Annotated in this window: 6 protein-coding genes; 1 reads left to right on the forward strand and 5 read right to left on the reverse strand. The window is 57.7% G+C overall.

Annotated features, from left to right (window positions below):
• Positions 1 to 679 (reverse strand): hypothetical protein (locus F8J34_RS06040; RefSeq protein ID WP_297057176.1); only part of this gene is annotated, 679 nt, incomplete at its 3' end.
• Between the two features lie 38 nt (positions 680 to 717).
• Here F8J34_RS06040 and pdxA point away from each other — a divergent pair.
• On the forward strand, positions 718 to 1,758 hold the full coding sequence (pdxA, locus tag F8J34_RS06045; RefSeq protein ID WP_297057177.1) for a 4-hydroxythreonine-4-phosphate dehydrogenase PdxA: 1,041 nt from the start codon (positions 718 to 720) through the stop codon (positions 1,756 to 1,758).
• Here pdxA and F8J34_RS06050 read toward each other — a convergent pair.
• The 4 genes from F8J34_RS06050 to aspS all read right to left on the reverse strand — a co-directional run.
• Positions 1,658 to 2,956 (reverse strand): glycosyltransferase, encoded by a 1,299-nt coding sequence (locus tag F8J34_RS06050; protein ID WP_297057178.1) that lies wholly within the window; start codon positions 2,954 to 2,956, stop codon positions 1,658 to 1,660. The two genes, pdxA and F8J34_RS06050, sit on opposite strands and share 101 nt — an antisense overlap.
• Positions 2,957 to 2,962: 6 nt before the next feature.
• The gene (locus tag F8J34_RS06055) at positions 2,963 to 3,703 is read right to left on the reverse strand and encodes a DUF5752 family protein (RefSeq protein ID WP_297057180.1); all 741 of its coding nucleotides are present in this window, start codon (positions 3,701 to 3,703) and stop codon (positions 2,963 to 2,965) included.
• Complete coding sequence (locus tag F8J34_RS06060; protein ID WP_297057182.1) at positions 3,682 to 5,862, reverse strand: bifunctional alpha,alpha-trehalose-phosphate synthase (UDP-forming)/trehalose-phosphatase; 2,181 nt, start codon at positions 5,860 to 5,862, stop codon at positions 3,682 to 3,684. The genes F8J34_RS06055 and F8J34_RS06060 overlap by 22 nt, the downstream gene beginning before the upstream one ends.
• Positions 5,863 to 7,248, reverse strand: a 1,386-nt coding sequence (gene aspS / locus F8J34_RS06065; protein WP_297057184.1) for an aspartate--tRNA ligase, incomplete at its 5' end; no start/stop codon positions are given.

Genomic DNA, 7,248 nt, shown 5'->3' on the forward strand with positions numbered 1-7,248 from the left:
TCCGGAGTTGGTCGAAATCATCGGCCCGGGCGGTGCTTTTTACCTCCACCACAAAGGCCACCTCGTCTTCTCCGGGTTTTCGGGCCAGAAGAACCACATCGTACTGGCGATGTCCTTTAAATTCCAGATCCACAAATCGAGCCTGGACCTGATATCCCAGCCCCTCCATAAGATAGGGCACACCCGGGACAAAGATGTCCTCCGCCAGACGCCCCAGTCTCTCCGAGATTTCCCCCCATTTCTTCCGCCACTTCTGATACTCCTCCTCGGAACTCCGCCTCATCCTCTCCATTTCGCGGTCGAACTCCTCCCTCATCTCCGCCAGCTCGCGATAAAACCTCTCCTCCCGCTCCCGAGACTCCTCCCTCATCTCCGCCATCTTCCGGTCAAACTCCTCCCGCGAGGCCCTCATCTCCTCCTCAAAATTCCTCCTCATCTCCGCCAGCTCGCGGTAAAACCTCTCCTCCCGCTCCCGAGACTCCTCCCTCATCCTCTCCATTTCGCGGTCGAACTCCTCCCGCATGTCCCGGATGGCTTTGCGCACCTCCACTATCCCGATGAGGGCATCGCTGGCCAGATCCTTGAGAACGCGAAGATCCCAGTCTTTTTCCTGAAGACGCCTTTCGACGTAGGCCTCCAGTTCCTTTACCCTTTTCTGGAGTTCGGTTTGCGGCTCCATCCTGTTCCTCCCCTTCCTCCTAGGCTAAACTTAGATGTATGGTGCGTCAAGAAAAACCGGTCCTTCTTCTCACCATGGGGTGCCCGGCCGGAATAGGCCCGGACATCATTCTTAAGGCCGCGGACCATCTCCGAAAACTCCCGGCCCGGCTGATAATTCTGGGAGATAGACAGGTCCTTTCCGAACGGGCCCGTCTCCTCGGGATCTACGTAACCTTTAAAGAGATTGAAAGCCCCGACCAGGCCGTAGAAAAGGAGTTGAATCTCCTTTCCCTCTCCGAGCTCTCCCTAACCCCTGGTCATCCTACCCTTCCGGGCTCACAGGCCATGGTGCGCTATATCCGGGAAGGGGTAAGACTATGTCTTTCCGGGAAAGCGCAGGCCCTGGTCACGGCCCCCATCTCCAAGGAGGGGCTGGCCCGGGCCGGAGAACCCTACCCCGGACATACCGAGATGCTGGCCGATCTCACCCGAACCCGGGAATACGCCATGGCCTTTTACGGCGAAAAACTCCGTCTGGTACTGGTAACCACCCATCTTCCCCTGGCTCAGGTACCGGCGTCTCTCAGCCCGGAGAGAATCCTCCGGGTTTCCCGTCTGGCCTATCACTTCCTGAAGGAGGATCTGGGAATAGAAAAACCCCGTCTGGCCCTGGCCGCCCTGAATCCCCATGCCGGCGAGGGAGGACTTTTCGGAAAGGAGGAAAAACTGGTGCTGGAACCGGCGCTAAGGGAGGCCCGGAAGGAAGGAATCCCTCTCCAGGGACCGTTTCCGGCGGATAGTCTTTTTTTCCGGGCCGTACAGGGAGAATTCGATCTGGTGGTGGCCCTGTATCATGATCAGGGGCTTATTCCCTTTAAGCTTCTTCATTTTCGCGACGGAGTAAATCTGACCCTGGGCCTCCCCTTTATCCGGACCTCCGTGGATCACGGTACGGCCTACGAGCTTGCCGGCACGGGAAAAGCCGATCCGGGCAGTCTTATAGCGGCGGTGGACCTGGCTCTACAGGTGGCCAGACGCAGGCTTCTCCGGTCTCAAGCTCCAAGCGATCCGGGCTACCCATGCACACCGAAAGCATAAGGGCCAGATAATCGCGTACGTGGCGGGTAATGAGAAAATTCTGCCGCACGAATTCGCGGGCCTTAAGCCCCATTTCCCTCCGTTTTTCCTCGTAAAAAAGAAGATAGCGAATCCGCAGGGCCGCCCCCTCCGGAGTGTTCACCAGGAAACCGGTATGATGATTGACCACCTGGGTCCGGATACCCCCGGTGGCCCCCCCGATCACCGGTTTACCCTTCCACATGGCCTCGGTTACCGTCAAGCCGAAGCCCTCCCGCAGGGATTTCTGAAGCACTATATCCGCCGCACGCTGCAGAGCATTTACTGTGCGATGGGCCTCAGGGGGGAGCTTGAAGACGTAAATGTCCTTCTTACCCCGGGCAGCCTGAACCACCTCGTGATAGACCCTTTCTCCCTCGGGATCGTCCGCCGCCCCTCCACCGGCCAGCACCAGCTGAAAGGAAATAAATTTCTGGGCCAGTTCCGCCGCCCGCATCACCCCCAGCGGGTCCTTGAAAGGATCAAACCGGGAGATCTGGACCACCAGCCGCCGCGACGGATCCAACCCCAGATCCTTAAGGATCCGAAAGACCTCCTCCGGTGCCAGTTCCCGGTTCTTTTCGGAAAAGGGATCTATACTCGGAGGAATAATATACTGCGGATGCGGCAGGGGCTGGCTGAATTCGGGCATGGAATAGATACTGGCATGGTACTGGACGATAACCTTTTCCAGAAACCTCCACACCGGATAAAAAGGCCGGGAAAGATCGATATGACACCGCCAGATCCAGTAGCCCCTCCTCTTGGGAAGATACCGGATCAGATAGGCGGGCTGGGGATCGTGAATGATCACAAAGTCAGCCTCCGAAAGTTTATCCGCCAGCCTCTCCGCCTCTTTCTGGTTCACCTCCTGATAGAGGCGGAGATGATCCTCGGTCAGATCCACTCGACGCCCCTGCAGGGCGTGGTGAAACCTTTTGGTTACCTCAAAGAACTCCGGAGGCCCCTGAATAACCTCCCAGGAAACCTCAAGCCCCAGGGCCTTCATGAGCGGAACCATGGAATGTAGTATCTCCGCCACCCCTCCGCCATAGGCCGTGGAATTGACATGCACCACCCTGGCCCCGCGCAGCTTTTCCGCCAGCTGTTGCATCTGAGCCACCGCTTCCGCCCCGGCCACCCGGGCGTAACGCTCCAGAAGCCCCTGGTTCCCGGACATAATCTCTTACCCCCCTTCCCTGGGCCGGGGAAACCCCTTCTTCCTGCGGGAGGGTTCCTCCCTGAGAGCGTGAATACGGGCACAGAAGGTCCGAATGTGCCGGATCAAGAAATCCCGGATCTCATACAAGGAAAGGAAGAAGGGATCCACCTTAGCGATCAGGTCCTCCAGAGGTTTGTAGTCCGGAGGAAACTGGCGGATCCAGTTGCGAAAATCATCCAGCCCCTGCGGATTGCGACGACGGGCATCAATGAAATGATAAAAGATGGTCCCCGGAGAAAAACTCTCCAGCACGTCCGCAATCTCATGGGGCCATTCCAGACGCATTCCGGTATCAAAGATAATGAGCTGACTTTTCACAAAATAGAAGGGGTTTTCCGCCTTTCGCCAGCCCAGATGTTCGTCCTCGAAAACCCGTTCCTGGATCAAGAGGATCAAAGCTTCGCGCAAATCCTCCATGCTGGCATACTCGTGCGGAGAGATGAGGTTAAGGCGTTCGGCCAGAATCCGATCCCGCACCTCCATATGGACCCAGGCGGCAAAATCGTTATGAAATTCGGGATGGTCAAAGGAGGGGCGCAGATGTCGGGCCCAGAAATGATGGTGAATGGAGGAAGGATCGATCTTCTTGATCTTTTCTACCAGCTCGGCCAAAGTATAGGCCTTCTCCCCGGTGGAGACCGAAACCAGCGCGCAATCCTTTACCACAAAAGGCCCGGGATATTTTATCCGATCTTTTTCCGCCACATCTCCTCCAGGAGGCGCCGTGCCTCCCGAAAATTCTCCAGTCGATAACGGGCCCGGGTCAAACCGTAGCCAATTTTTACCGTAAAACTCTCCGGAGGCAAAGCCTCAAAGAGGAACTCATCGGTCCAGTCATCACCCATAGCCAGAATAAAATCATATTCCCCTTTTTCCAGAAACCAACGGGCGACCATACCCTTGTGGATCTCCCGGGGCTTAACCTCCAGGACCTTCTTTCCCTCCAGGACCATTAAACCCAGGGGGGGCACCAGATCAAGAAGGGCCTCCTTGAGTTCATGGGCCCGCAGGGCCCCCAGCTCTGATTCCGCCAGCCGATAATGCCAGACCAGACTGTGGGCCTTTTCCTCGATGAAGGCCCCGGGGGTACGATCCGCATATAGCTCCAGGACCGGACGCACCGCCTCCTTCCATTCCTGCTCCGGTTCCACCATCCGGTGCCACTCCTCCCCCTGATACACAAAGACCCCGTGTTCGGCCACCAGAGCAACCGGAAGATCCCCGAACCACCGGGAGAGCGTCTCCGGATCGCGACCGCTGATGATGACCACCCGGGCCACGCCAGCCAGACGCTCCAAAAGATCTCTCAATTCCTGATCCGGAGCGGCTTTCTCCGGCCTTCCGGTAAACCCCACCAGGGTGCCATCATAGTCCAGAAAGAGGATCGGAGAACGGGCCTCTTTCCACTTAGAAAGCATTTTCTGCCGTTCTTCGCCGGTAAGCCGGGAGGAGGCAAAGCTTTCCTGGGTTTGTTTGACCTCGTTCAGGGTATTGATAAATTCCTTCACCCAGCGTTGGATATCATAACGCCGCAACCTTTCTTTCATGCGCCGATTGCGTACGATCTTTTCATCCCGGGGAAGACGAAGGGCCTCGTGCAGGGCCCGAACCATATCCTCCTGGCTGAAGGGATTGACCAGGATGGCTTCCGAGAGTTCGGCCGCCGCCCCGGCCATCTCCGAGAGGACGAGCACACCTCGATCCTCGGGAACCGTGGCTACATATTCCTTGGCAATAAGGTTCATCCCGTCCCGCAAAGGGGTAACCAGCGCCACGTCGGCCAGGAAATAGAGGGCCGCCAGCTCCTCAAAACCCAGTCCCCGGGCCAGATAGTGGACCGGCATCCAGGAGAGCGTACCAAAGCGGCCGTTAATGCGCCCCACCAGCTCCTCCACCTCTCGCTTCAACTCCTGATAATGTTCCACCTCGGTTCGCGAGGGGACCCCTATAAGGATCAGCAGGACCTTCTCCCTCCACTCCGGATACCTCTCCAGAAAGGCCTCAAAGGCCCGTAAACGCTGAGGGATACCCTTGGTGTAATCCAGACGATCCACGGAAAGAATAAGGCGCCGGTCTCCGATTTCTTCCTGAAACCGTTCTAGATTGCGGCGTACCGCCGGATTTTCCGGGGCCCGGGCAAAGCGAGCATAATCGATACTGATGGGAAAGACATCCACCTTGACCGCCCTCTCTTCGGTCAGCACCAGACCGAACTGGTGCTCGTAACCCAGGATCCGGCGAAGACTGGAGAAGAAGTGCCGGGCGTAATCGTAGGTATGGAAACCAATAAGATCGGCCCCCAGTAATCCCTCCAGGATCTCCCTGCGCCAGGGAAGGACCCGAAAGATCTCATAGGAGGGAAAAGGAATATGCAGGAAAAAACCGATGGAGGCCCGGGGGAGCCTCTCCCGCAAAAGACCGGGCAGGAGAAACAGCTGGTAGTCGTGTACCCAGATAATCGAATCCTCCTCGGCCAGTTCCGCCACCACCTGGGCATATTTCCGGTTTACCTGAAGATATCCCTCCCAGAGGGTCTCGTCGAAGAGGGCATATTGCAGAAAATAATGGCAGAGAGGCCAGAGGGTCCGGTTGGAGAATCCATAATAAAACTTATCCAGTTCCTCCCGGGAGAGACAGACCGGATAACACCCCAGGGCCTGCAACTCCGCAGTTAGCCATTCCTCATATCTGGCCAGATCCTCGGCCGGAAGGCCGGGCCACCCCACCCAGAAGGCCTCCTCCCTGGGGACCACCGAGGACAGGGCCGTGGCCAAACCTCCCACGCTGGGTTGGAGTTGGAAGCGGTCCTTTTCGCGTTTCAAGGTAACCGGCAGACGATTGGAGACCACAATAAAACGCGACATCTAGGTCTTCTCCCAGCCGGGGAGGAGATGTAATTCCAGAAGCTGTTCCATGGACACCGGCGCCGGAGCCCCGGTGAGAAGGCACTGGGCCCGCTGGGTCTTGGGGAAGGCGATCACCTCCCGGATACTCCGATACCCTCCCATAAGCATCACCAGCCGGTCAAAACCGAAGGCCAGACCTCCGTGGGGAGGGGCTCCGTATTCCAGGGCTTCGAGCAAAAACCCGAATTTCTCCCGGGCTTCCTCCTCGGAGATGCGGAGAAGATGGAAGACCCGCTTCTGGAGTTCGGGCTGATGGATACGGATACTACCCCCGCCGATCTCCACCCCGTTCAGGACCAAATCGTAGGCTCGTGAACGTACCCGCTCCGGGGCCTCCTCCAGGAGGGGAAGATCTTCCTCTTTGGGCATGGTGAAGGGATGATGCACGGCTACAAACCGCCCCTCCTCCTCGTCCCATTCTACCAGAGGGAAATCCAAAATCCAGCAGAAACGATATTCCTTCTCCGGGATCAGACCCAGTCTGCGCGCCAGTTCCTGACGCAGTTCCGCCAGGGCCTCGTTAACCACCTCGGGTTGATCGGCCACGAAAAAGAGGGTGGAACCAGGCTGCGGACGGAAGATCTCGCGCAAACGCTCCAGCACCTCCGCGGAGAAGAACTTTACGATAGGGGATTGAAAGCCCTCCTCCCGGACCTTAATCCAGGCCAGGCCTTTGGCCCCGAATTCCCCCACAAAGGCCGTAAGCTCGTCCAGTTCCTTACGGGAAAAATCCGCCGGAGCACAGAGCCCCTTGATTATTCCCCCGCGTTCCAGCACCTGAGCGAAGACCTTGAAGGAGGTTTCCTTAAAGAGATCCGAGACCTCGCGCAGTTCCATTCCAAACCGCAGATCCGGCCGATCGGTACCGAAGCGGGAAAGGGCTTCGGCATAAGAGAAACGAGGAAAGGGAAGCTGCAGCTCCACGCCCAGGGCCTCCCGGAAGATGTGAGCCACCAGTCTTTCCACCAGATCCATGATGCTTTCCTCATCCACGAAGGACATTTCCAGATCGAGCTGGGTGAATTCCGGCTGCCGATCGGCCCGTAAATCCTCATCCCGGAAGCAGCGCACGATCTGATAGTAGCGCTCCACTCCGGCCACCATCAGGATCTGCTTGAAGAGCTGAGGCGATTGCGGAAGGGCATAGAATTTTCCGGGATAGAGCCGGGAGGGCACCAGATAATCCCGCGCCCCCTCGGGAGTGCTCTTGGTAAGGAAGGGGGTTTCCACCTCCAGGAAACCCTCCCGGTTCAGGAACTCCCGGGCCGCCTGGGCCACCCGGTGGCGGAGAAGGAAGGGTTCCAGCCCTCCCGGGCGGCGCAGATCCAGATAGCGATATTTTAA

The organism is Thermosulfurimonas sp. (assembly GCF_015491435.1).
Lineage (GTDB): Bacteria > Desulfobacterota > Thermodesulfobacteria > Thermodesulfobacteriales > Thermodesulfobacteriaceae > Thermosulfurimonas_A.